The organism is Geodermatophilus sp. URMC 64, from assembly GCF_053502555.1.
Genome location: NZ_CP199955.1, coordinates 435,772 through 456,384, shown reverse-complemented (window position 1 = coordinate 456,384; position 20,613 = coordinate 435,772). Strand labels below are relative to the sequence as shown.

At 74.2% G+C, this 20,613-nt stretch carries 21 protein-coding genes; 6 read left to right on the top strand and 15 right to left on the bottom strand.

Going from position 1 to position 20,613, the window contains the following annotated elements:
* The first annotated feature begins 108 nt into the window (after positions 1-108).
* Positions 109-1,668 (top strand): phytoene desaturase family protein, encoded by a 1,560-nt coding sequence (locus ACWIYF_RS02210; RefSeq protein ID WP_448626486.1) that lies wholly within the window; start codon positions 109-111, stop codon positions 1,666-1,668.
* Between the two features lie 46 nt (positions 1,669-1,714).
* The gene (locus tag ACWIYF_RS02205) at positions 1,715-2,542 is read left to right on the top strand and encodes a YhjD/YihY/BrkB family envelope integrity protein (RefSeq protein WP_448626485.1); all 828 of its coding nucleotides are present in this window, start codon (positions 1,715-1,717) and stop codon (positions 2,540-2,542) included.
* Here ACWIYF_RS02205 and ACWIYF_RS02200 read toward each other — a convergent pair.
* The 7 genes from ACWIYF_RS02200 to ACWIYF_RS02170 form a co-directional block, all read right to left on the bottom strand.
* Positions 2,524-4,926 carry a transglycosylase domain-containing protein gene (locus ACWIYF_RS02200; protein WP_448626484.1) on the bottom strand — a complete coding sequence of 801 codons (2,403 nt, stop codon included), beginning with the start codon at positions 4,924-4,926 and terminating at the stop codon, positions 2,524-2,526. The genes ACWIYF_RS02205 and ACWIYF_RS02200 overlap by 19 nt on opposite strands.
* A gap of 94 nt (positions 4,927-5,020) precedes the next feature.
* On the bottom strand, positions 5,021-7,108 hold the full coding sequence (locus ACWIYF_RS02195; protein WP_448626483.1) for a HelD family protein: 2,088 nt from the start codon (positions 7,106-7,108) through the stop codon (positions 5,021-5,023).
* A gap of 64 nt (positions 7,109-7,172) precedes the next feature.
* Positions 7,173-7,838, bottom strand: a complete 666-nt coding sequence (locus tag ACWIYF_RS02190) for an acVLRF1 family peptidyl-tRNA hydrolase (protein ID WP_448626482.1) — start codon at positions 7,836-7,838, stop codon at positions 7,173-7,175.
* A 90-nt stretch (positions 7,839-7,928) separates the two neighbouring features.
* Positions 7,929-8,336, bottom strand: a complete 408-nt coding sequence (locus tag ACWIYF_RS02185) for a rhodanese-like domain-containing protein (protein ID WP_448626481.1) — start codon at positions 8,334-8,336, stop codon at positions 7,929-7,931.
* Complete coding sequence (locus ACWIYF_RS02180) at positions 8,333-8,908, bottom strand: cysteine dioxygenase (protein ID WP_448626480.1); 576 nt, start codon at positions 8,906-8,908, stop codon at positions 8,333-8,335. The genes ACWIYF_RS02185 and ACWIYF_RS02180 overlap by 4 nt, the downstream gene beginning before the upstream one ends.
* A 210-nt stretch (positions 8,909-9,118) precedes the next feature.
* Positions 9,119-10,351, bottom strand: coding sequence for an MFS transporter (locus ACWIYF_RS02175; protein WP_448626479.1), 1,233 nt, complete (start codon positions 10,349-10,351; stop codon positions 9,119-9,121).
* Between the two features lie 145 nt (positions 10,352-10,496).
* The gene (locus ACWIYF_RS02170; RefSeq protein ID WP_448626478.1) at positions 10,497-12,311 is read right to left on the bottom strand and encodes a phosphoenolpyruvate carboxykinase (GTP); all 1,815 of its coding nucleotides are present in this window, start codon (positions 12,309-12,311) and stop codon (positions 10,497-10,499) included.
* Positions 12,312-12,602: 291 nt separating this feature from the next.
* Here ACWIYF_RS02170 and ACWIYF_RS02165 point away from each other — a divergent pair, with 291 nt between their 5' ends.
* The gene (locus tag ACWIYF_RS02165) at positions 12,603-13,022 is read left to right on the top strand and encodes a hypothetical protein (protein WP_448626477.1); all 420 of its coding nucleotides are present in this window, start codon (positions 12,603-12,605) and stop codon (positions 13,020-13,022) included.
* Here the strand turns inward: ACWIYF_RS02165 and ACWIYF_RS02160 are convergent.
* Positions 13,001-13,507 carry an SRPBCC family protein gene (locus ACWIYF_RS02160; protein WP_448626476.1) on the bottom strand — a complete coding sequence of 169 codons (507 nt, stop codon included), beginning with the start codon at positions 13,505-13,507 and terminating at the stop codon, positions 13,001-13,003. The genes ACWIYF_RS02165 and ACWIYF_RS02160 overlap by 22 nt on opposite strands.
* A complete protein-coding gene (locus tag ACWIYF_RS02155; RefSeq protein ID WP_448626475.1) occupies positions 13,504-13,851 on the bottom strand; it encodes an ArsR/SmtB family transcription factor in 348 nt (115 codons plus the stop codon). The genes ACWIYF_RS02160 and ACWIYF_RS02155 overlap by 4 nt, the downstream gene beginning before the upstream one ends.
* 54 nt (positions 13,852-13,905) lie before the next feature.
* Here ACWIYF_RS02155 and ACWIYF_RS02150 point away from each other — a divergent pair, with 54 nt between their 5' ends.
* A complete protein-coding gene (locus tag ACWIYF_RS02150; RefSeq protein ID WP_448626474.1) occupies positions 13,906-14,115 on the top strand; it encodes a hypothetical protein in 210 nt (69 codons plus the stop codon).
* A gap of 82 nt (positions 14,116-14,197) precedes the next feature.
* Positions 14,198-14,440 (top strand): acyl carrier protein, encoded by a 243-nt coding sequence (locus ACWIYF_RS02145; protein WP_448626473.1) that lies wholly within the window; start codon positions 14,198-14,200, stop codon positions 14,438-14,440.
* 50 nt (positions 14,441-14,490) lie between these two features.
* Here the strand turns inward: ACWIYF_RS02145 and ACWIYF_RS02140 are convergent, their stop codons facing one another.
* From ACWIYF_RS02140 to ACWIYF_RS02130, 3 genes are read right to left on the bottom strand one after another with little or no spacing between them, the layout of a single operon-like run.
* Positions 14,491-15,183, bottom strand: coding sequence for a DsbA family oxidoreductase (locus ACWIYF_RS02140; RefSeq protein ID WP_448626472.1), 693 nt, complete (start codon positions 15,181-15,183; stop codon positions 14,491-14,493).
* A gap of 27 nt (positions 15,184-15,210) precedes the next feature.
* On the bottom strand, positions 15,211-16,257 hold the full coding sequence (locus ACWIYF_RS02135) for a cation diffusion facilitator family transporter (protein WP_448626471.1): 1,047 nt from the start codon (positions 16,255-16,257) through the stop codon (positions 15,211-15,213).
* 40 nt (positions 16,258-16,297) lie between these two features.
* The gene (locus ACWIYF_RS02130; protein ID WP_448626470.1) at positions 16,298-16,675 is read right to left on the bottom strand and encodes an FKBP-type peptidyl-prolyl cis-trans isomerase; all 378 of its coding nucleotides are present in this window, start codon (positions 16,673-16,675) and stop codon (positions 16,298-16,300) included.
* Positions 16,676-16,767: 92 nt separating this feature from the next.
* Here ACWIYF_RS02130 and ACWIYF_RS02125 point away from each other — a divergent pair, with 92 nt between their 5' ends.
* On the top strand, positions 16,768-17,148 hold the full coding sequence (locus ACWIYF_RS02125) for a VOC family protein (protein WP_448626469.1): 381 nt from the start codon (positions 16,768-16,770) through the stop codon (positions 17,146-17,148).
* A gap of 45 nt (positions 17,149-17,193) precedes the next feature.
* Here the strand turns inward: ACWIYF_RS02125 and ggh are convergent, their stop codons facing one another.
* From ggh to ACWIYF_RS02110, 3 genes are read right to left on the bottom strand one after another with little or no spacing between them, the layout of a single operon-like run.
* Positions 17,194-18,579, bottom strand: a complete 1,386-nt coding sequence (gene ggh, locus ACWIYF_RS02120) for a glucosylglycerate hydrolase (protein ID WP_448626468.1) — start codon at positions 18,577-18,579, stop codon at positions 17,194-17,196.
* Entirely contained in the window at positions 18,576-19,388 is an 813-nt protein-coding gene (locus ACWIYF_RS02115; protein ID WP_448626467.1) for a TIM barrel protein, read from the bottom strand. The genes ggh and ACWIYF_RS02115 overlap by 4 nt, the downstream gene beginning before the upstream one ends.
* On the bottom strand, positions 19,385-20,578 hold the full coding sequence (locus ACWIYF_RS02110; RefSeq protein WP_448626466.1) for a zinc-dependent alcohol dehydrogenase: 1,194 nt from the start codon (positions 20,576-20,578) through the stop codon (positions 19,385-19,387). The genes ACWIYF_RS02115 and ACWIYF_RS02110 overlap by 4 nt, the downstream gene beginning before the upstream one ends.
* Between the last annotated feature and the right edge of the window lie 35 nt (positions 20,579-20,613).

Genomic DNA, 20,613 nt, shown 5'->3' with positions numbered 1-20,613 from the left:
GGCCGCACGCTGGGTGACGAGGATCGGGCCCCACCTCCGGGAGTGTCATGTGAACGTGAACATGGCGACCTGGGCAAACGCGTTCCGGACGGTGGTTACGGTGCGCAGATGCCGCGTGCGCGCTACGACGTCGTCGTTGTCGGAGGTGGACATAACGGCCTGACCGCCGCCGCCTACCTGGCCCGGGCCGGCCGGTCGGTCCTCGTGCTCGAGCGCCGGCGGGAGGTGGGTGGGGCCGCCGTGAGCCGGCAGCTCTTCGACGGCGTCGACGTCCGGCTGTCGGCCTACTCGTACCTGGTCAGCCTGCTGCCCGACCGCATCGTCACCGACCTCGGCCTGGAGCTGACGCTGCTCGACCGGGCGGTCGCCTCCTACACCGCGGTGGCCCGGGGCGGTGAGTCCCTCGGCCTGCTGGTCGAACGGGACGAGGGCCCGGCGACGGCCGCCTCCTTCCGGGCGCTCACCGGGTCCGACGCCGAGCTGGCGGGCTGGCAGCGGTTCTACGGCCGGCTGGCGACCCTCGCCGAGGACCTCGCGCCCACCCTGACCGAGCCGCTGCTCGCGCCCGGCGAGCTCGCCGGCCGGCTGCGCGACCCCGCGCTCTGGCACGACCTGCGCGAGCGGCCGCTCGCCGACGTCGTCGCCGACCACCTGGCCGACGACGTCGTCCGCGGGGTGGCCCTCACCGACGGGCTGATCGGCACCTTCGCCGACGTGCACGACGCGCGCAGCGCCGCCGGCCGCTGCTTCCTGTACCACCTGATCGGCAACGGGACCGGGCGCTGGCGGGTGCCGGTCGGCGGCATGGGCGCGGTCACCGGCGCGTTGGCGGCGGCGGGCCGCGCCGCAGGGGCCGAGCTGGTCACCCGGGCCACGGTCACGTCCCTGGAGCCCGGCCCGGGCGGCGTCACCGTGCACTGGACGGGCGAGGACGGCGACGCCGCGGCCGAGGCCGGGCACGTCGTCGTCGGCGCCGCGCCCACCGTGCTCGCCGAGCTGACCGGGACCGACGCCGGACCCCGGCCGAGCGGCGCGCAGCTGAAGGTGAACATGGTGCTCGCCCGGCTGCCGAGGCTGCGCTCGGGCGCCGACCCCGCGACCGCGTTCGCCGGCACCTTCCACGTGGACGAGGCGGCCGGCCAGCTCGACGCGGCCTACGCCCAGGCGGCCGCCGGGCAGCTGCCCGCGAGCATCCCGTTCGAGGTGTACTGCCACTCGCTGACCGACCCGACCATCCTCGGGCCGGAGGCGCGCGCCGCGGGCCTGCACACCCTGACGCTGTTCGGCCTGCACACCCCGGCGGAGCTCTATGCCGCGGACAACGAGGGAACCCGCGCCGAGGCCGTCCGGCGGGTCGTCACCCAGCTGGACGCGCACCTGGCGGAGCCGCTGCTGCACTGCCTGGCGCGCGACGCGCACGGGCAGCCCTGCCTGCAGGCCGCCTCACCGCTCGACGTGGAGGCCGCGCTGGCCATGCCGGGCGGCCACATCTTCCACGGCGACCTGGACTGGCCGGTGGCCCGCACGCCCGAGGAGGCCGGCACGTGGGGCGTGGCGACCGCGCACCCGCGGATCGTCGCGGCGTCCTCGGGTGGAACCGTGCGCGGCGGCGCGGTCAGCGGGCTGGGCGGCTACGCGGCCGCCCGGCACCTCCTCGCGGGCCGCTGAGGCCGTCCGAGGGGCGCGGGGACGCCGGGCCTGGTGACATGACCCGGTGCGGCAGCGCTGGACGCAGGAGGCAGCGGAGCTCCTGCAGGCGATGCGGCGGCGGCTGCACGGGCGCGACCTCGCGCTGATCGCCGCCGGGCTCACCTTCTACGCGGGGCTGGCCGTCGTCCCCCTGCTGGTCGTGGCCGTCGCGCTCACCGCACGGCTGACCTCCCCCGAGACGGTCCGGGAGCTCGGCGCCCGTCTGGCGGAGCTGTTCCCCGCCGCGGTCGGTGCGCCGGCGGCGGTCCAGCGGCTGGTCGACGCGGGAGTGGGCCTGGACCTGCTGGGGGGCCTGCTGGCGCTGCTGCCCATGTCGCTCTACGGCGAAGGGCTGCGCCGGGCGTTGCTGCGGTTCAGCCGGCGCCGGGAGTCGATGACGGCGTGGCGCGGGCGCCTGCTGGCGCTGCCCCTTCTCCTCGTGACGCCGCTGCTGCTCCACCCGCTGCTGCTGGCGGTCGAGGTGATGGCCGACCTGGCCCGCACCGGCGGGCCGGCCGCCACCCTCGGGCGGGTGGCCGTCGGCTTCTACTCCGTGCTGGCCGTGCTGACCGTGCCCCTGCTGTGGGGCTTCCAGGTGGTGGCCGGCGCCCGGGTCGGACGGCGGGCCCTGCTCGTCGGCGTCCCGCTCACCGCGGCCTGCCTGTCCGGTTTCCTGCAGGGCTTCGTGCTGTTCCTGTCCCTGCCGCTGGACCTCGGGGCGCCCTTCGGCGGGATCGCGGTGGTCGGCGGGGTGGCCGCCGTCGGCCTGTGGCTGTTCGTCCTCCACCTGGTGCTGCTGGGCGGCTGGCTGCTCACCCAGTCCCTCGACGAGCGTCAGTCGTCGTCGCCCTGACCGGGGCTGTCCGGGAAGTCGCCGGGCGGTCGGCCGGGCTGCGGCCCCTGGCCGGCATCGCCCTGGTCGCCGTCCCCCTGGTCGTCGGCCGGGGGGTCCGGGGCCGGGGGCGGCGGCTCCTGCTGCGGAGGTGGCTGCGGGGCGGGTTCCGGCTCGGGTTCGGGCTCCGGCCTCGGCTCGACGTAGTCGGAGCCGTTGCTCACCCGGATCATGACCACCTGGCCGGGCACGGCGCGGTTGCGGGGGCTCAAGCCCACGAACGTGCCCGCGGGGCGAGAGCTGTCGACCCGCACCGTGGTGTAGGCGAAGCCGGCGTCGGCCAGCGCCCGCTGGCACCGGCTGACGCTCCCGCAGCTCGGCACCGGCTTGGTGTTCCCGTTCTCCACCGTCTCGTCGGCCGGCGGGAACTCTCCGCTGCCCCGCGCCTGGAGGATGGGCTCCATCGCGTCGTGCCAGATCGTCGCCGGCTTGTTGCCGCCGAACCCGCCGACGTCCTCGTTGCGCTTGGGGTTGAGCACCATGACGCTGGCCGTGATCTCCGGCGTGTAGCCCACGAACGCGGCCGAGAAGTTCTCCTGCGAGGTCCCGGTCTTGCCGGCGATCTGGTGACCGGGCACGTACGCGCGCCGGCCGGTCTGGCCCCCGTAGCCGGGCTCGACGTCCTTGCGCAGCATCTGGTTCATGGTGTTGGCGATCCCGGGCGCGATCGCCTCCGGCGTGCACCGGTCGTGCACCAGCGGCTGCCCGTCGTCGCCGAGCACGTCCTCGCCGTTGCGGTCCAGCAGCCGGGTCACCGGGACGACGTCGCACTGCGTACCCCCGGCGGCGAAGGTCGAGTAGGCGCTGGCCAGCCCGAGCGGGCTGGTCGGCTCCGAGCCGAAGGTGAACGAGCCGCGGTTGTCGTCGATGATCTGCTGCGGCAGCGCGGGGTCGTTGAACTGGAACAGGCCCATCCGCTCGGCCATCCGCACCGGCTCCTCGACGCTGCCGAGGGCGTCCTCCAGGCCGAGGAAGTAGGTGTTGGAGGACTGGTACAGCGCCGTGGTCATGTCCAGGGTGCTGGCGTAGCGGCCGGCGTTCTCGACGTCGTAGGGTTTGCCGCCGTCCTTGTAGACCCGGGACACGTACGGGTCCGACGTGGTCAGCGTGTAGTGGCTGCCGAAGCCGCGGGCCAGCGCGGCGGCCGCGACGAAGACCTTGTAGGTCGACCCGGAGCCCTGGCTGGGCGCCACGTTGAGGTTGTAGGACTCCTGCGCCGGGTCGTCGATGTCGTAGCCGAAGACCCGGTTGACGCTCATGGCCAGCAGGTGCCCGGTGCCGGGCTGGACGGCGGTGAACATCGCGGCCCGCGACTCGCCCAGCGGCAGCGTCTGCAGCACCGCCGCGTCGCCCGCCCGCTGCAGGTCGGGGTCCAGGGTGGTCTGGACGACGTAGCCGTTGTGCTCCAGGTCGTCCTGGGACAGGCCGAGTTCCTGGATGAGGTACTGCTGCACGAAGTCGCAGACGTAGGCGCCGACCGAGGCCTGCACGCAGCCGCGGCGGGGCGCCGGGCCCGGGGCGAGGCCGAGCGGGGCCGCGGACGCGTCGGCCGCCTCCTGCGCGGTGATGTAGCCCTGGTCGGCCATCCGCGAGAGCACCTCGTTGCGCCGCGCGGTGGCCGCCTCGGGGGCGGTGAACGGGTCGTCGTGCGTCGGGCTCTGCACCAGCCCGGCCAGCAGCGCCGCCTGGGGCAGGGTGAGTGCGGCGGCGTCGACGCTGAAGAAGGCACGCGCGGCGGGCTGGATGCCGTAGGCGTTCTGCCCGAAGTACACGATGTTGAGGTAGCGGGCGAGGATCTCGTCCTTGCCGTACTCGTCCTCGAGCGCGAGAGCCAGGCGGGCCTCCCGCAGCTTGCGGCCGACGGTCTGCTCGACCGCGGCGCGGCGCTCCTCGGGGGTGTCCGCGGTCTGCAGCAGCGTCTGCTTGACCAGCTGCTGGGTGAGCGTCGACCCGCCCTCCTGCACGCCGCCGGAGACGATGTTGGTCAGCAGCGCACGCGCGGTGCCCTGGACGTCGAGGCCGTTGTGCTCGTAGAAGCGGGCGTCCTCGATCGCGACCATCGCCTGCTTCATGACCTCGGCGATCTGGTCTGAGGCCACCGGCGCGCGGTTCTCGTCGTAGAACCACGTGATGGGCTCGCCGTTGGCCGCGAGCACGACGGTGTTGCCGGCCGGCGGCTCGTCGGTCAGCTCGACCGGCGGCTTCCCGAGCAGGCCGGTGGACTTCTGCGCAGCCAGCGACGGGCCACCGATCCAGGGGAAGAGCAGACCGGCCAGGAGAACCCCGGCGACGACGATCGTCGACAGCAGCTTGAGCAGCGTGCTGGCAGCTTTCGGCCGATCCATCGCCCCCCTCTTCTCGCGCGGTGTCACACCTCAACAGGAAACGCCCAGATCCACAACCACCCTCGCCGTGGGGCGACAGCCGGGACGGGCGGGACTAAGCGGCCAGTTCGGCCGGGAGGTCGCCTCGGTGGAGAACGACGAGGGTGCTCACCGCCCGCGTGAGGACGACGTAGAGCCGGTGCAGGCCCCGCGGCTCGGCGGCGACGATCGCGCCCGGGTCCACGACGACGACCGCGTCGAACTCCAGCCCCTTCACCAGCGTCGCGGGCACCACCGCGATCCGGGACGCGGCCTCGCCGTCGTCGGTGAGCGCGGCGGCGGGCAGGCCGGCGTCCTCGAGCAGCCGCACCACCTCGGCGACGTCGGCGTCCGCACAGATCACCCCGATCGAGCCCTCCCCTGCGGCCAGCTCCGCGACCACCTCCCGCACCGGCCCGGCGAGCGTGGCCACGGGGTGCACGGCGAGCGAGCCGGGATCGCGACGGACCGCGGTCGCGGCCGGCAGGCCCGGCGCGATCACCGGCAGCAGCCGGTTGGCGTAGTCCAGCACCTCCCCGGGCACGCGGTAGCCACGGGTGAGCGGGCGGACGGCGGCGCCCGGCCGGCCCAGCCCGTCGAGCGTGCGCCCCCAGTCGGCCGACGACCAGGGGCTGGTCGCCTGGGCCAGGTCGCCCAGGACGGTCAGCGAGCCGGCCGCGAGCCGCCGCGCGATCGCGCGGCACTGCATCGGGGAGAGGTCCTGCGCCTCGTCGACGACGACGTGCCCGTAGCCGCTGGTCCGCTCGATCAGGCCGGCGGCCTCGTCGACGAGGACGGCGTCGGCCTCGGTCCACGGCGCGGTGCGCACCGAGCGCGGGGCCGTCGCCCAGCGCAGGGCGGCCTGCTCGTCGTCGTCCAGCAGGCCGCGGGCGGCGCGGGCCAGCCGGTCGGGCTCGGTGTAGAGCGCGAACACGAGCCCGGCGGCGTCCCGTGCCGGCCAGACCTCGTCGCAGAAGGCGCGGACCTCGGCGCTGCGAGCCGCCCGCCGCGTCTCGGCGTCGGTGGGGCTGCCGCCGGCCAGCTCCTTCTGCCGCCGCGCGTCCTCGGCCAGCGTCATGGCCAGCCGCTCGCGCGCCGCGCCGTAGTGCAGCAACTGCTGGTCGTCGGTCACCTGCCCGCGGCGGCGCAGGTCGTCGACGTAGCGCTTGAGCCGCTCGACCGGCACCCGGTACTTCCGGCCGGACAGCGGCACCTGGATCGAGTCGGCCGGCTTGACGATGCCGCCCCACAGCGCCCGGCGCAGCACCTCGGCCAGGCGGGCGTCGCCCTTGAGGACGGCGACCCGCGGCTCGTCGACCGCGCGCACCGGGACGCGAGCGGTCAGCTCCGCCACCGTCGTCTGCTCGACGTCGACCTCGCCGAGGGTCGGCAGCACCTGCTCGATGTAGCGCAGGAACGCCCGGTTCGGCCCGACGACGAGGACGCCGGTGCGGGCGAGCTGCCCGCCGTGCGTGTAGAGGAGATAGGCCGCGCGGTGCAGCCCGACCGCCGTCTTGCCGGTGCCCGGGGCACCCTGCACGCAGATCGACTCGGCCAGCGGCGCGCGCACGATCTCGTCCTGGTCGGGCTGGATGGTGGCGACGATGTCGCGCATCGGGCCGCTGCGGGGGCGTTCGATCTCCTCGAGCAGAAGCGGAAGGACCCCGCTGCCCCCCGCCGCTCGCGAGCTCGCGGCGGGACCCTGCAGCGGGGCCGACTGCTCGTCGCCGGCGCCCAGGAGCTCGTCCTCGTAGCTGGTCAGCTCCCCGCCCGAGAAGCCGAACCGGCGACGGCGCACCAGGCCCTGCGGATCGGCGGCGCTGGCCTGGTAGAACGGCCGGCTCATCGGCGCCCGCCAGTCGATGACCACCGGGTCGCCGGCGGCATCGCGGACGTGCCGGCGGCCGATGTGGAAGGTCTCGGTGCCGGTGTCGGTGCGGCCGAAGAAGGCCGGCACACCGGGGTCGGCCGCGAGCTGCCGCAGCCGCTCGGCCCGGGCGGCGCCGAGGCGCTCGGAGGCCCAGGCGTCCACGCCGGCGTCGGTGACCGCGTGCGCGGCGCCGCGCATCTCGGTCAGGCAGTCGGCCGCGCGGGCCAGATGGGCGCGCTCGGCGGTGAGGACGGGGTCGGGGGCGGTGGTCGTCTCGCTGCGTGCGGAGGACACGGTCGAGGAAGGCTACGCCTGCTCGCGACCCCCGTCGACCGTGCTCTCGGCGCAGAAGGCCCGGCTAGGGGCGGTCGCCGGGTTCGACGATGTGGACGGCGACGGCGCGGAACTGCCGGGGACTGGTCAGCAGCACCGCCTTGGTCGGGTCGCCGACCTCGAGCGCGGGTTCCCGGCGCAGCGCGGCCAACGGCGCCAGCCGCGGGTCGGCCAGGACGGTGTCGACGAGGCCGCGGTCGCCGCCGGTGAACAGCGCCTCCACCGACCCGGCGTGCGGCAGCAGCACACGGGCGGCGGTGTCGGCGGCGGCGGCCACCACGGCGTCGGTCTGGTTGGACCGGCGGCGAGCGAAGCGCTGCTGCGACCAGCCGCCGGCCGCCGTCCGGCCCTGCACCAGCCGGGCGTCGACCTTGGAGACGACGAGGTCGGCGCCGTCGAACACGCCCACCGCCCACCGGCCGCGCCGCACCAGGAGCACCGCCGCGCGCCGCGGCTGTCGCGCGGTCGCGGTGAAGCCGCTGAGCAGCGCCGGCTCCGGCGTCCAGTCGAACGGCGCCCGCAGGGTGAGCGCGGTGCCGTCGGCGCAGGTGATCCGGACGGCGCCGTCGTCCACGGCCACCTTGGTGAAGGAGCCGTGCCGGTCGGCCACACCGTCCAGCCACGTGCCGAGGCGCTCGGGGACGACCCCGAGCAGGCGACCGCCACCGGCGGCGGGACGTGGGCGGCTCACGTGTCCTCCTCGCTGGCGCTCGTCGGCCACGTTCGCAGCGGCTGCTGTGCTTCCGCGTGACCTCGCAAGCTCGGTCACGTCCCGAGCATGTCAGCCCGTCGTCGGCAGCCCGGCGGCCCGCCAGGCGACGAAGCCCCCGATGACGTCGGTCGCGCGCGCGAGCCCGAGCGACCGCAGCGCGTCGGCGGCCAGGCTCGAGGTGTAGCCCTCGTTGCACAGCACGATGACGTCGACCTCGTAGCCGGTCGCCTCGGGCAGCCGGGCGTCGGACAGCGGGTCGAACCGCCACTCCAGCACGTTGCGCTCGACGATCAGCGCGCCGGGCACCTCCCCCTCGGCCGCGCGCTGGGCGGCGGGGCGGATGTCGACCAGCAGCGCGCCGCGCGCGACGCGGGCGGCCGCCTCCTCGGGGGTCACGCGGACCAGCCGGCTGCGCGCGTCGGCCAGCAGCTCGTCGATCGACCGGGCACCGGCCGGCCGCTCCAGCGAGCGTGTCACCAGTCCACCCCCGCCCGCTCGGTACCGGTGCGGACCAGGCCGTCGTCGTCCACCCGGTAGGTGTTCATGACGGTCAGCCGCGGGGCGTAGACGTGCACGCTCACGGCCGGCTCGGCGTGCTGGTTGGTCACCTGGTGGACGTAGTGCGCACCGAAGAACCGCAGCCGCCCGGCGGGCAGATCGGTCGCGGTCTCGCGCGGGCGGCCTGGCCCGCCGGTGGCGACGACGCGCTCGGTGAGCGTGCCGCGCGCGACGGCGAACGCGCCGGCGGAGCACCCGTGGTCGTGCAGCGGCGTGCCCTGGCCGGGCAGCCAGGTCAGCAGCCAGATCTGGGCGTCGGCGAGCTCGGCGTGCAGGGATTCGTCGAGGAACGGGCGGACGTCGGCGGGCTCGAGCAGCGCCGTCCACCGGGACCCCTCCCGGAAGCGGACCAGCGGCTCCCAGAGGTCGGTGCGGACGGCGAGGGCGACGGCCAGCGCGGCGGAACCGGTCGGCCGGGTCGCGGCCACGGCGACGAGCGGCGCGATCCGGGGGTCGGCGAGCACCGCAGGGGACAGAGCAGCGAGAGACATGCGGGAACGAGGTCCTTGCGGAAGGCGCCGCGGACAGGCGGCAGCGGGTCGGTGAGGTCGAGAGGTCAGCGACCCGGACACAGCGCGCTCGCCACCCGGACCAGGTCCACGTCGGACCGGCGGTGCAGGCGGAGCGTCGGCATCACGCCCCTGACTGAACCAGGCGAATCCAATCCCGTCAAATACGACCGGATTAGTAGAGTTGGCGTGTCAGGCGGCGAGCGCCGGCTCCACCGCGTGCTCCGCGGGCACGTGCAGCAGCCGCTGGAAAGCCCCCACCACGAGGGCCGCGATCCCTGCCGACGCGGTGGCCACCAGGAAGGCGGCGTTCGCACCGGCCAGGTCCACGATCTTGCCGGCCACCGAGGCGCCGACGGCCACGCCCAGGCCGAGGGCGGTGCCGATCCAGGTGAACGCCTCGGTCACCGCGGCCCGGGGGACCAGCAGCTCGGCGAGGGTGAACGAGCTGATCAGGGACGGTGAGACGGCGATCCCGGCGACCACGACGAAGGGGATCATCACCCAGATCTCGTCGATGATCAGCAGCGGGACGCTGAGCAGCGTCAGCAGCAGGAGGACGACGAACAGCCGGTGCCGCAGCGGGTGCCGCCAGTGCACCGCACCCCAGCCGATGCCGCTGGCCATCGACCCGACGGCGAGGCCGGCGATGAGCACGCCGGACAGCGACATGGCGCCCACCTCGTCGGCGAAGGCCACCAGCGCGATCTCCAGCGTGCCGAGGATCGCGCCCACGGCAGCCCCCACCACGAACAGCACCCGGAGCCCCGGCGTCCGCATGGCCGACGGCCCGGTGCGGCTCTCGTGCCCGCCGGGCGGCGGCTCCGTGCGGTGCTGGGCGGCGAACAGCAGGCTGCCGACGACGGCCAGGGTGAAGGCGGTGACCACGCCCGAGGTGGCGTGGCCGGTCGTGGACAGGAACGTGACCAGCACCGGGCCGACGATGAAGACGAACTCGTCGACGACGGACTCCATGGCCAGCGCGGTCGGCAACCGGTGGCTGCCGCGCAGCAGGTGGGTCCAGCGGACCCGGATCATCGAGGAGACCGGCGGGATGCACGCGCCCGCGATGCCGGCGGAGAGGAACACGATCCAGCCCGGCCAGCCTCCCTTCACCGCCGGGAGGAACACGCACCCGGCCGCGACGAAGACCCCGAGCACGGGCAGCAGCACCCGGCGCTGGCCGAACGTGTCGGCCAGCCGGCCGATCACCGGCCCGGCCAGGGCCGTCGTGACCGCCCCGGCCGCGGCGACGGCCCCGCCGAAGCCGTAGGAGCCGGTCTCCGAGGCCACGAGCAGGACGCAGCCGAGCCCCACCATCGACAGCGGCAGCCGGCCGACGAACGCGGCCAGCACCATGGGCAACGCGTGCGGGGTCCGCAGCACGTGCAGGTAGGGATTGGCCACGAGCGGGGAAGCCTCCATCGGAGGTGGGTGATCCGCCGTCACGCTAACCGAACCGCCGGGGGCCCGGCAGCGCGGCGGCCCGCGCCGGCAGGTACGGGTGGGACTGCCGGACACGTCCGGGGCCCGGAACCGCCGCGCGGTCCCGGGCCCCGGACGTCCTCGCTCAGCCGAGGCGGTGCTTGAGGATCTCCAGCTCGTCCCACATGGTGCTGGGCAGCTTGTCGCCGAACCTCTCGAACCACTCGGTGATCTGCGGGATCTCGGCCCGCCACTCGTCCTTGTCCACGGCGAGGGCCTTGTCGACCTGCTCGGCGGTCAGGTCCAGGCCGGAGACGTCGAGGGACGCCGAGGTCGGGACGTGGCCGATCGCGGTCTCCTCGGCGGCCGCGGTGCCCTCGATGCGCTCGATGACCCACTTGAGCACGCGGCTGTTCTCGCCGAAGCCCGGCCACAGGAAGCTGCCGTCGTCGTCCCGGCGGAACCAGTTGACGTAGAAGATGCGCGGCAGCTTGGCCGCGTCGTGCGCCTTGCCGGTCTCCACCCAGTGCCGGAAGTAGTCGCCGGCGTTGTAGCCGATGAACGGCAGCATCGCGAACGGGTCGCGGCGGACGACGCCGACCGCGCCGGTCGCGGCGGCGGTGGTCTCCGACGACAGCGTCGCGCCCATGAACACGCCGTGGTTCCAGTCCCGCGCCTCGGTGACCAGCGGGATCGTGGTCTTGCGACGGCCGCCGAAGAGGATCGCCGAGATCGGCACGCCCTTCGGGTCGTCGTACTCGGGCGCGAGGATCGGGCACTGCGTGATCGGGGTGCAGAAGCGGCTGTTCGGGTGGCTGGAGGGCTCGTCGCCCTCCGGCGTCCAGTCCCGGCCCTTCCAGTCGGTGAGGTGGGCCGGCGGCTCGTCGGTCATGCCCTCCCACCACATGTCGCCGTCGTCGGTGAGGGCGACGTTGGTGAACACCGAGTTGCCCTGCTCGATCGTGCGCATCGCGTTGGGGTTGGTGTCCCAGCCGGTGCCCGGGGCGACGCCGAACAGCCCGTACTCGGGGTTGAGCGCGTAGAGCCGGCCGTCCTCGCCGAAGCGCATCCAGGCGATGTCGTCGCCGAGGGTCTCGACCTTCCAGCCGGGGACGGTCGGCTCGAGCATCGCCAGGTTGGTCTTGCCGCAGGCGCTGGGGAAGGCGGCCGCGATGTAGTACGTCTTCTGCTGCGGGCTGGTCAGCTTGAGGATCAGCATGTGCTCGGCGAGCCACCCCTCGTCGCGCGCCATGACCGAGGCGATCCGCAGCGAGTAGCACTTCTTGCCCAGCAGCGCGTTGCCGCCGTACCCGGAGCCGTAGGACCAGATGGTCCGCTCCTCCGGGAAGTGGGTGATGTACTTCGTCGAGCTGCACGGCCACGGCACGTCCTGCTGACCCGGCTCGAGCGGGGCGCCGAGGGAGTGCATGGCCGGGACGAAGTCCGCGTCGTCCCCCATCGCCTCGAGGATCCGGCTGCCGATCCGCGCCATCACGCGCATCGAGACGACGACGTACTCCGAGTCGGTGAGCTCGACGCCGAACATCGGGTTCTCGGCCTCGACCGGACCCATGCAGAACGGGATGACGTACATGGTCCGGCCCCGCATGCTGCCGCGGTACAGCTCGGTCATGATCGACTTCATCTCGTCCGGGTCCATCCAGTTGTTGGTGGGACCGGCGTCGGCCTCGTCGACCGAGCAGATGAACGTGCGGTCCTCGACCCGCGCCACGTCGCTCGGGTCGGACGCGGCCCAGAACGAGTTGGGCTTCTTCTCGAGCCGGCGGAAGGTGCCGGCGTCGACCAGGTGCTGCGTGAGCCGCTCGTACTCCTCCTCGCTGCCGTCGACCCACACGACCTGATCGGGCGTGGTCAGCTCGGCCATCTCCCGCACCCACGCCAGCAGCCGGGCATGCGTGGTGGGTGCGTTGTCGAGGCCGGGGGTGGCCACTGAAGTCACGGCGTCTCCATCCATCTGGGTACGGCGGGGCTGGGGTCTCCCCCGGCACGGAACTGGCTCTCCGACGACGACGCGACGCAGCGCGACGGAGATCCGGATCACGGAAGGCTACAAGGGCGTAGCGGCTCTGTAACCGTGAGAGATGTTACGTATAGGACGTCTTGTCCCCGGGTCGGAAGACCCTGGCGAACAGCGGCGTTCAGCACGTCTCGTGACGTCCCCCGTTCCCGCCACCCTGCGCAGGCTCAGGGCGGGGCCCTGAACGGGGGCCACAGGAACTAGCGTGCGGCCATGACGCCGCGCCGGCTGCTCGTCGTCGTCTCCGCCGCCCAGCTGGCCGTCGGGCTGCTCGGCGCCGTCGTGGCCGTGCGGCGGAGGGTCGTGTACGACTTCTTCCTGATGCGGGGCCGGCCGGACCGCGTCGCCCGCGACGCGCTGTGGCTCGGCAGCGCGTTCAGCGCACCGACGCCGATGCTGGTCGCCCAGGCGTGGGCGACCGCGCGGCTGGCACGGGGACCGAGCGACGGCGCGCGGCGGACGCTGGGCGCCCTGGGCGCGGCGATGGTGCCCGGCATCCTGCTGGAGCGCGCCGACCGGCACCGGCTCCGCCCGTCAGGCTGGGATCCCGTGGAGACACCGCTCGTCGCCGGCGGCCTGGGACTGGCCGCGGCGATGGCGGTGCTGGGGCATCAGGCGCGGTCGGGGGCGTAGCCCGGGCCGACCTCGGCGAGGAAAACGTCCCACTCCGCCGGCTTGGGCCCACCGGTCAGCTCGGCGTCGAGCTGGTCCAGGTACCAGTGCCAGCCGGTCGCGATGTCGCCGAGGCCCTCGGCGGTGCTCAGGACCTGGGTGAACACGAGCACGGTGCGCCCGTCCTCCTCCGTCAGGTCCAGCTCGACACGCCAGTGCATCGGCTCGGTCCACTGGAGGACGAGGCGTCGCGGCGGATCGCACTCGACGATGGTCAGCGGCGACTCGAACGGCTCGGCCTCGTGGGTCATCGTGAACGTCCCCTGGGCGCCGGGCCCGTGGGGGCCGGCGTAGCGGCCGATCCAGCGGGTGGTCCGGTCGGGCTCGGTGAGCGCGGCCCAGACGTCCTCGATGGGGTCGGGCCAGGAGCGGCGGAACACCAGCCGCCGGCGGCCGTCGGGCTCGGGGGTGACGACGCCACGGCGGTCGTCGGGGCTGCCGGTCATGCACTGTCTCCGCTCCGTCGAGCCCGCCGGCCGCGGGCGATCTCGGTGTCCAGGGCGTCCAGCCGCTGCGCCCACAGGTCCCGGTAGGGCTCCAGCCAGGCGTCCAGCTCGCGCAGCGGTCCCGGATCGAGCGCGTAGAACCGACGCCGTCCCTCCGTGCGGGCACGGACGAGGCCTGCCTCGCGCAGCACGCGCAGGTGGCGGCTGATCGCCGGACGGCTCACCGGGAACCGGCCGGCCAGGTCACCCGCGGCGATCTCCCCTGCGGACAGGAGCGCGAGGAGCTCCCGTCGAGTCGGGTCCGCGATGGCCGCCAGCGCCTGCACGGAGAATGCGTAACACATCGGTTACGCGTCTGCCAGGGGTTGACCACGGAGGGACCAGGGAATGCGGCGGACATGACCGTCACCGATCCCGACGTCCCGGATCCGCTCAACGACCCCCGCACGCTGCAGGCCGACCCCGGCGCCGTCGCCGAGGGCCAGGACCTCGCCTCCACGGAGGACGACGCGGTCGCCACGGGCGAGGACGAACTGGAGGCGGGCGGGACCGAGGCGGACGACGCCGGCGGCGGGGACGTCGCCGGGGGCGCGTTCCCGGGATCGTGACGGGCCGGTCCGTTTCACCTGCCGAGTCGGGGGAAACCCCGGGCCCGTCCGCAACGCCGCCTTCATCCACGAGGGGTAGCCGATGGCCACCGGTGAGACTGGTTTCGAGGACGTCACCTACGACCTGATCTCGGTGCAGTACCACTCGCTCAAGGCCGGGCACGACTACGGCCAGTACGTCCGGGACGCCGAGAACGCCGGACTCGACGACATCGCGGGCTTCTTCCGCGAGGTCATGGAGCAGGACTCGGCGCGCGCCAAGCGCTGCCACGAGTTCCTGAAGCGTCTCTCCGGCACCGAGCAGGGCGGCCCGGCCGTCCAGTGACGACGAGGCCGCCCTCCCCTACGCGGGGAGGGCGGCCTCCGTCGTGCGCCTCAGACCGCGCAGTTGTCGCCTTCGCAGCCGTCGGCGTCGGGGACGGTGACCAGCGGGTGGGCATCGGCCCAGGCGCGCTCGAGCACCTGCAGCAGCAGCTCGGCCGGCTGCGCACCCGCGGCGCCGTACCTGCGGTCGACGACGAAGAACGGCACGCCGGTCGCACCGAGCGCCTGCGCCGTCGCGGCGTCCTGCCGGACGGCGGGCAGGTAGCGGCGGTCGGCCAGCGCCTCGCGGACCGCCGCCTCGTCCAGGCCGACCTCGACGGCGAGCGGCACGAGGTCGTCGACGGAGAAGACCGTCCGGCCCTCCTCGAAGTGCGCGTGCAGCAGCCGCTCCTTCATCTCGCCGCCCTTGCCCTGCTCGGCGGCCAGGTGGAGGAGCTCGTGCGCGAGCAGCGTGTTGCCGCTGGTGCCGTGGGCCAGGTCGTAGCGCAGGCCCTCACCGGCGGCCATCTCCTCGACGCGGGACTGCATGGCGCGCATCTCGTCGACCGAGCGGCCGTACTTCTCGGCGAGGGCCGGCAGCGTCGGGAAGGTCTTCCCCTCGGGGATCGTCGGGTCCAGCTGGAACGAGCGCCAGACGACCTCGACCTGGTCGCGGTGCGGGAACCGCTCCAGGGCGGTCTCCAGGCGCCGCTTGCCGATGTAGCACCAGGGGCACACGACGTCGGACCACACCTCGATCTGCATGACCGGTGAACGTTCAACCACCTGTCGTCATTCCGGGTCGGGCCGGTGCGCCTGGACCTGGGCGCGCCCGTCCGAGGTCGTCGGGTCGAGGAAGACGTAGCGGACGCCGTCGTGGCGGGCGACCAGCCGGCGCTCGGCCTCGTCGGCGGCCTGCTCGATGTCGTCGGCGGTGGCGTCGTCGGCGAAGTCGACCTTGGCGGCGACGACGAGCTGACCGGGGCCGATGACCGAGGTGATGAGGAACGGGACGTCGTCCACGTGCGGCAGGGCGGCGATCTCCGCCCGCAGCTCCTCCTCGATCCGCCCGGACGCCGCCTGCCCGATCAGCAGCGAGACGTTGGCCCGGGCGAGCGCGTAGGCCACCGCCAGCAGCAGCACGCCGATCGTGATGGCCGCGACGCCGTCCCACACCGGATCGCCGGTGAGGTGCTCGAGGAACAGGCCCACCGCGGCCAGCACCAGCCCGACCAGCGCCGCGCTGTCCTCGAAGGTGACGGCCTTGACCGTCGTGTCGGTGGTCTGGGACAGGTAGCGGCCGGGGCTGACCCGCCACTTGCGGGCCGCGCCCCGGACCTGGCGCACGGCCTTGAGCCACGACGCCCCCTCCAGCAGGAACGAGACGCCGAGGACGATGTACGAGATGAGCGGGGAGCCCTGCTCCTCGCCCTCGATGATCGTCGTCACGCCCTGCCAGACCGAGAAGCCGGCGCCGAGCACGAAGGTGGCCAGCGAGGCGATGAAGGCCCAGAAGTAGGTCTCCCGGCCGTAGCCGAAGGGGTGCTTGTCGTCGGCCGGCTTGTTGCCCCGCTTGAGCGCGATGAACAGCAGGACCTCGGTGATGGTGTCCGCGACCGAGTGCGCCGCCTCGGACAGCATCGCCGAGGAGTGGCTGATCAGGCCGCCGACCAGCTTGGCGATCGCGATGCCGAGGTTCGCCACGCCGGCGAGGATCACGGTGCCGGTGCTCTCGCCTCCCGAGCCGTGCTCCGGGCTGCCGACGTCGCCGGGCACCGGCGGGGCCGGCGGTCCGGGCGTGACGACGGACTGCTCGGACGGCGACCCCGCGCGGCTCATGCGGCCTGCGGTGCCCAGCCGTTGCCGCGCGCAACCCCGGTCAGCGCACGCCGACGAGGTCCACCACGAAGACGAGGGTCGCGCCCGGCTTGATGACGCCGCCGGCGCCGCGGTCGCCGTAGGCCTTGTGCGCGGGGATGGTCAGCCGCCGGCGGCCGCCCACCTTCATGCCGGTGATGCCCTCGTCCCAGCCCTGGATGACCATGCCGACGCCGAGCCGGAACTCCAGCGGGTCCCCGCGGTCCCAGGAGGCGTCGAACTGCTCGCCGCCGTCGTGGGTGACGCCGACGTAGTGGGCGCTCACCAGGCTCCCCGCGGTCGCCTCCGGGCCGTCGCCGACGACCAGGTCCTCGATCACGAGGTCGGCCGGAGCCGGGCCGGTGGGCGGGTCGACGTCCGGTCGGGTCAGCTCGGCCACGGTGCTCCCTCCTGCTCCCGGGGCGGTCCCGGCGCGATGCCCATCCAAGCAGCGGCTCCGCCGGAGCGCTCGGCCCGCTACGGTCGGCGCCCGTGATCGACCACCTCTCGCTGCAGGTCGCCGACGTCGACGCGGCGGCCGCCTTCTACGTCCGCGTGTTCGCCCCGCTCGGCGTCCGGGAGGCCATGCGCCACGGCAGTCCGGACGGCGAGGTTGTCGGCCTCTGCGGTCCGGACGGGTTCCCGCGCCTCTGGCTGGGCGGGCTGGTGGACACCGGCACCCGGCCGGTGCACCTGGCGCTGCGCGCGCCGTCCCGCGAGGCGGTCGACGAGGTGTTCGCGCTGGCGAAGGACGCCGGCGCGGAGATCCTGCACGAGCCGCGGATCTGGCCGGAGTACCACCCGGGCTACTACGACGTCTTCTTCCGCGACCCCGACGGCAACAACGTCGAGGCGGTGCACCACACCTTCTGATGCGGAGGAGATCCGTGCGCGTGACGCGCACGGATCTCCTCCACATCAGGTCAGCAGCAGGTCCAGCGCGGCCGCGGCGGTCCAGGACTGGTTGGCGCTGCCCAGCGGCTCGCCGGTGAGCGGCTCGTAGTACTCGGCGAGCGAGCCCTCGGCGAGCTGGTCCAGCGACGCCCGGCGCAGCGGCGCTGCCAGGTCGGCCCGGCCACGCTGCTCCAGCATCCAGACGAACAGCCAGTTGATCACCGGCCAGCTGGGGCCCCGCCAGTACGCCCGTTCCCGGAAGTCCGGGGACGCCGGGCTCGTGGTCGGCAGGACGGCGTGCCGCAGAGCGGGGTGGGCGGTCCAGCGCTCCGAGCGCAGCAGCGCCACCATCGCCCGCTCCGCCGCCTCGTCCAGGCCGCCGCAGAGCAGCGGCGCGAACCCGGCCACCGTCTCCACGCGCAGCGGCTCGCCGGTGCGCAGGTCGGTGTCCAGCGCCAGGCGGAGGTCGGCGTCGACGGTCCCGGCCACGCCGGCCCGGAAGCGCTCGGCGTGCTCCTCGAGCTCGGCGACCTCGTCCGCGCCGAGCGCCCGGGCGATCCGGGCCAGCGCCGCGCTTGCCGCCGCGAAGATCGCCGACATGAAGACGTCGGTGGTCAGGTAGCTGGCGGTCGCGCGGATGCGGACGTCGTCGTAGCCGGCCCGCTTCAGCTCCTCGACGCTGGTCAGGTAGCGGTCGTACTCGAGCTGGGTCGGCCGCTGGCGGGTGTCGGTGACGATCCGGGTGTCCCGCCGCTGGTACGGCGGCAGGTCCGCCGGGACGACGACCCGGGAGTACGGCCCGTCCCACCGCGGGGAGTTGTCCATCCCGCCCTCCCAGCCGTGGTACACGGTCAGGAGCCCGGTGCCCTCCGGGTCACGCGCGCCGGCGAGGTAACGGTGCCAGGCCAGCAGCCGGCGGTAGGCCCCGGGCAGCCACTCCCGCACGGCAGCCGCCGCGGCGGGCCCGTGGCTCCCGGCGATGGCGACGATGCGCTCCACCGCGAGGGCGTGCACCGGCGGCTGGCAGATGCCGCTGGTGCGGGGGGCGTCGGGCGCGTCGTCGGTGGCCTCGGCGCAGCCCCACCGGTCCGGGCCGGGGAAGTAGTCGGGTTCGTCGGGGTCGAAGACGATGTGCGGCAGCATGCCGGTGCGCCACTGCCCGCTGAACAGGTGGTCCAGCTCCTCGCACGCCCGGCGGGGGTCCAGGTGGGCGATCCCGACCGAGACGAACGCGGCGTCCCAGCTCCACTGGTGCGGGTAGAGGTGCGGGGCGGCGCGGGTCATCGACCCGGCGCTGTTGGCGCGCAGCGCGTAGGCGGCGCGTGCGGCCAGCTCGGCGCCGGAGAGACCGCTCTCCACCCCCTCCGGGGCGAAGCCCGGCCAGTCGAGCGAGACGTCGGTGGTGCTCATGCCGCGGCCCTCCGCACCGGCAGCGCCCGGAGCATCGCCGTGGCCCGGGGCAGCACGCGGGCGGCGTCACCCGAGAGGCGGCACTCGAAGGCCAGCCAGCCGTCGTAGCCGATCGCGTCGAGGCACCGCAGCAGCGCCGCCCAGTCCAGGTGCCCGGCCCCGGGCTCCAGGCGGTTGCTGTCGGAGAGCTGCACGTGACCGAGCCGGTCGGCGATGCCGCGCAGCGCCGCCAGCGGGTCGGCCTCCTCGATGTTCATGTGATAGGTGTCGGCACCGACGGCCACGCTCTGCAGGCCCGTCGCCTCGCCCAGCTCGGCCGCCTGCGCCAGCGTGTTGACCATGTGGTCCTCGTAGCGGTTCAGCGGCTCGAGCAGCAGCAGGGTGCCGGCCCGCTCGGCGACCCCGCCCAGCCGGTGCAGCGCGTCGAGCAGCACCTCGCGGTCCTCCTCGGCGGACCGGGGCGGGGTGAAGGGAGGCAGCCGCCGGGAGAACATGCCCCACGACGCCGGGGTCATCGCGCCGACCCCGCCGAGCTCCCCGATCACCTCGAGCTGGCTGGCCATGTTCGCCACCGCGTCGGCCCGCCGGTCGGCGTCGAAGTCGCCGATGAAGTGGTCCATCTCCACGCAGACTGTGGGCAGGACGACGCCGTCGCGCTGCGCGGCGCGCAGCTCGGGCAGCCGCTCGCGGAGGGCGTGGCCGCCCTGCCCGCGCAGCTCGATCCCGTCGAAGCCCCAGGCCAGCGCGGTCTCCCACTTGGCCTGCATCGTGCTCCCGGGGAGCACCTGTTCCTGGACGGCCAGCCTCACGACGCACGCTCCTCGGCATCGTCCTCGCGCTGGACGGACCGGAAGTCCAGCACCATCTCGAGCGTCGCGGCCGGGTCCTCGTCGAGGAGGCGGTAGGCCTCGACGACGTCGTCGCACGGCACCACGTGGGAGATCAGCCGCGCCACGTCGACCTGGCCGTCGAGGACCAGGCCCATGAACACCCGGTGCAGCCGCTCGGGCGTCCACCGGCCGGCCAGCCCGGCCGGCACGCCGCCGATCTGGGAGGCGACGATCTGGATGCGGTTGTGGTGGAACTCCTCGCCGAGGTGCAGCCCGGCGCCCTCGCCCTGGTAGAAGCCGGCCGCGACGACCCGGCCGCCGGGGGCGGTGGACCGCACCGCCTCGTGCAGCGCCCGGTAGGAGCCGCTGAGCTCGATGGTGACGTCGGCGCCCTCGAGCGCGACCCGCCGCACGGCCTCGGCGACCGTGACGGTGTCGTCGGCCGCGTCCAGGGCCAGCGTCGCGCCGAGCCGGAGGGCCAGCTCCCGGCGGGGGGCGAGGGTGTCGACGGCGATCACGCGCGCGCCGGACAGCGCCGCCAGGCGGGTGGCGAGCAGCCCGATCACGCCCTGGCCGAAGATGACCACCGTCTCGCCCAGGTGCAGGTCGGCGGCCAGGACGGCGTTGAGCGCGATGGCGCCCACCCGCGCGAACACCCCGACCACCGGATCGGTCCCCGGCGGGATCTGCCGGCCGGCCAGCGCCTGCGCGGGCAGCACGGCCTCGCTGCGGTGGCCCCAGATGCCGTAGACGACGTCACCGACCCGCAGCCCCGAGGCAGCGGCCTCGGCGTCGGCGACCTCGACCACCTCGCCGACCTCGCTGTAGCCCCAGCCGGTGACCGGGTAGTCGAAGCTGCGGCCGCCGGCGGTGAACAGCCGCTGCGCCGGGTCCCACTGCTTGGTCAGGTAGACGTTGGAGCCGCGGTAGGCGGTCATCTCCGTACCGGACGAGATGCCGGAGTAGAGCGTGCGCACCCGCACGGTCCCGGGCGCGAGGACGGGCACGGCCTCCGCCACCAGGGCCACGCTGCGCGGCCCCGTGAAACTGACCGCCACGGGAGGCGGGGCCGGCGGCGCGGCCACGGGGGCCGGGCGCAGGAGCACTCCTGTCGTGCCGTGGGACGGGGTCGGGGCCGGCAGCACGGTCGCCGCGACCGGAGCGCTCACGATCGAGCTTCTTTCTCGTCGGTTCCGCCGCATGG

Excerpts from the sequence above, each read along its gene's own strand:
- ACWIYF_RS02155 (WP_448626475.1), bottom strand. The coding sequence starts at position 13,851 with ATGTGTTACGCATTCTCCGTGCAGGCGCTGGCGGCCATCGCGGACCCG.
- ACWIYF_RS02135 (WP_448626471.1), bottom strand. The coding sequence starts at position 16,257 with ATGAGCCGCGCGGGGTCGCCGTCCGAGCAGTCCGTCGTCACGCCCGGA.
- ACWIYF_RS02160 (WP_448626476.1), bottom strand. The coding sequence starts at position 13,507 with ATGACCGGCAGCCCCGACGACCGCCGTGGCGTCGTCACCCCCGAGCCC.
- ACWIYF_RS02200 (WP_448626484.1), bottom strand. The coding sequence starts at position 4,926 with ATGGATCGGCCGAAAGCTGCCAGCACGCTGCTCAAGCTGCTGTCGACG.
- ACWIYF_RS02140 (WP_448626472.1), bottom strand. The coding sequence starts at position 15,183 with ATGCAGATCGAGGTGTGGTCCGACGTCGTGTGCCCCTGGTGCTACATC.
- ggh (WP_448626468.1), bottom strand. The coding sequence starts at position 18,579 with ATGAGCACCACCGACGTCTCGCTCGACTGGCCGGGCTTCGCCCCGGAG.
- ACWIYF_RS02145 (WP_448626473.1), top strand. The coding sequence starts at position 14,198 with ATGGCCACCGGTGAGACTGGTTTCGAGGACGTCACCTACGACCTGATC.
- ACWIYF_RS02210 (WP_448626486.1), top strand. The coding sequence starts at position 109 with ATGCCGCGTGCGCGCTACGACGTCGTCGTTGTCGGAGGTGGACATAAC.
- ACWIYF_RS02175 (WP_448626479.1), bottom strand. The coding sequence starts at position 10,351 with ATGGAGGCTTCCCCGCTCGTGGCCAATCCCTACCTGCACGTGCTGCGG.
- ACWIYF_RS02180 (WP_448626480.1), bottom strand. The coding sequence starts at position 8,908 with ATGTCTCTCGCTGCTCTGTCCCCTGCGGTGCTCGCCGACCCCCGGATC.
- ACWIYF_RS02165 (WP_448626477.1), top strand. The coding sequence starts at position 12,603 with ATGACGCCGCGCCGGCTGCTCGTCGTCGTCTCCGCCGCCCAGCTGGCC.
- ACWIYF_RS02150 (WP_448626474.1), top strand. The coding sequence starts at position 13,906 with ATGACCGTCACCGATCCCGACGTCCCGGATCCGCTCAACGACCCCCGC.